Below are 1494 nucleotides of genomic sequence, written 5' to 3' on the forward strand. Positions count from 1 at the left end.
CGGGGCCGGTCCAGGCGTTCGACCCGCCACCAGTCGAGCGCCTCCCCGACCCGCAGCCGGTGCGGATGGCGCCGACCCCGGCGGAGCCCGACCCCGCCCACCAGCCGGTCGATCCAGCCGCGCACCGACCACGCCAGCGGGAACGAGTACCACCCGTGCTCGCCGCCGACGCTCTCCACGACCTCCCACAGATCCTGCGGACTGGCGGTCGTGTGCCGCTCCCGGACGTCCTCGTACAGCGTCCCGCCCGCCCACCCCGGGTCGGTGGGCAGCGGGGCGGCGGGCGCCCCCGGGGTGCTCGCGTCCGACCAGCGGGTCGGCACGTCCGCCCGCCCCACCCGGGCCAGTGCGAGCTCGACCGCCCGCTCGAACGTCGTGAGCCCGCCCTCGGGGTCGGGGATGTACTCCGCGATCGCATGGTCCCGGCAGACCACCTCGTTCACCAACGACTCGATGAGCGGGACCGCGATGGCCCGCGGCACCGGGGTCACGAGGTTCACCCACTGCGCGGACAGCCACGGGCTGAGCACCGGCACCGGGATCACGAGCCTGCGGCGCAGGCCCGCGACGGCGGCGTAGCGCCGCATCATCCGCAGGTAGGTGAGCACGTCCGGGCCGCCGATGTCGAACGCCCGGTTGACCGGCCCGGCGATCGTGGCCGCGCGGGTCAGGTAGTGCAGGACGTCGCCCACCGCGATCGGCTGGATCCGGTTGTGCACCCAGCGCGGGGTGACCATCGCGGGCAACCGCTCGGTCAGGTGCCGCAGCATCTCGAAGCTCGCCGACCCGGCCCCGAGGATCACGGCCGCCCGCAGCACCACCGCGGGGACGGGACCGTCGAGCAGGATCCGCCCCACCTCGGCCCGGGAGGCCAGGTGCTCGGACAACTCGACGTGCTCCGGGGTGATGCCCCCGAGGTAGACCACCCGTGAGACGCCCGCCGTCGCGGCGCACTCGGCGACCACCCGCGCGGCACGCCGGTCGAGGGCGGCGAAGTCCTTCCGCGTCAGCGAGTGCACCAGGTAGTACACCACCTCCTGTCCCGCCATCGCCGCGGCGACCGCGTCCGGATCGGTGGCGTCGGCGCGCACGATCTCGGCCTGCTCACGCCAGGGCACCTCGGCGAGCTTGGCCGGGGTCCTGGCCACCGCACGCACCTCGTGCCCCTCGGACAGCAACGCGGGCACGAGACGTCCCCCGAGGTAGCCGGTGGCACCGAACACCACACACCGCATGCCGGCCTCCTCGCCGCCGCCTTCCCGCGGATCCCCCTGCCGTACTACTCCGGTACCCCCGACGGGTCAGCCCCACGCCACCTCACCGCGCGCCGTGGACGCGGCCGCGCGGGTCCGGCGGCGCGCCCGTGTCCGACCCCGGGGTGCCGTGACCACCGCCCGGACCGTGACGACGAGCAGCACCGACACCGCCACGACGGCGGTGACCGCCACGGCGGCGTCCCCGGTGCGGACCGCGATCCAGGACAGCGCCCACACG

At 75.4% G+C, this 1494-nt stretch carries 2 protein-coding genes; both read right to left on the reverse strand.

Annotation, left to right across the window (positions count from 1 at the left end; genetic code table 11):
• The coding region (locus SACPADRAFT_RS0216440; RefSeq protein ID WP_007027596.1) for a DUF2867 domain-containing protein at positions 1-1235 on the reverse strand (1235 nt) is incomplete at its 3' end.
• A 66-nt stretch (positions 1236-1301) separates the two neighbouring features.
• On the reverse strand, positions 1302-1494 hold a 193-nt coding region (locus SACPADRAFT_RS33120; protein ID WP_198048340.1), incomplete at its 5' end, for a hypothetical protein.

This window comes from Saccharomonospora iraqiensis subsp. paurometabolica YIM 90007 (genome assembly GCF_000231035.2).
In the GTDB taxonomy this organism is placed as follows: Bacteria; Actinomycetota; Actinomycetes; order Mycobacteriales; family Pseudonocardiaceae; genus Saccharomonospora; species Saccharomonospora paurometabolica.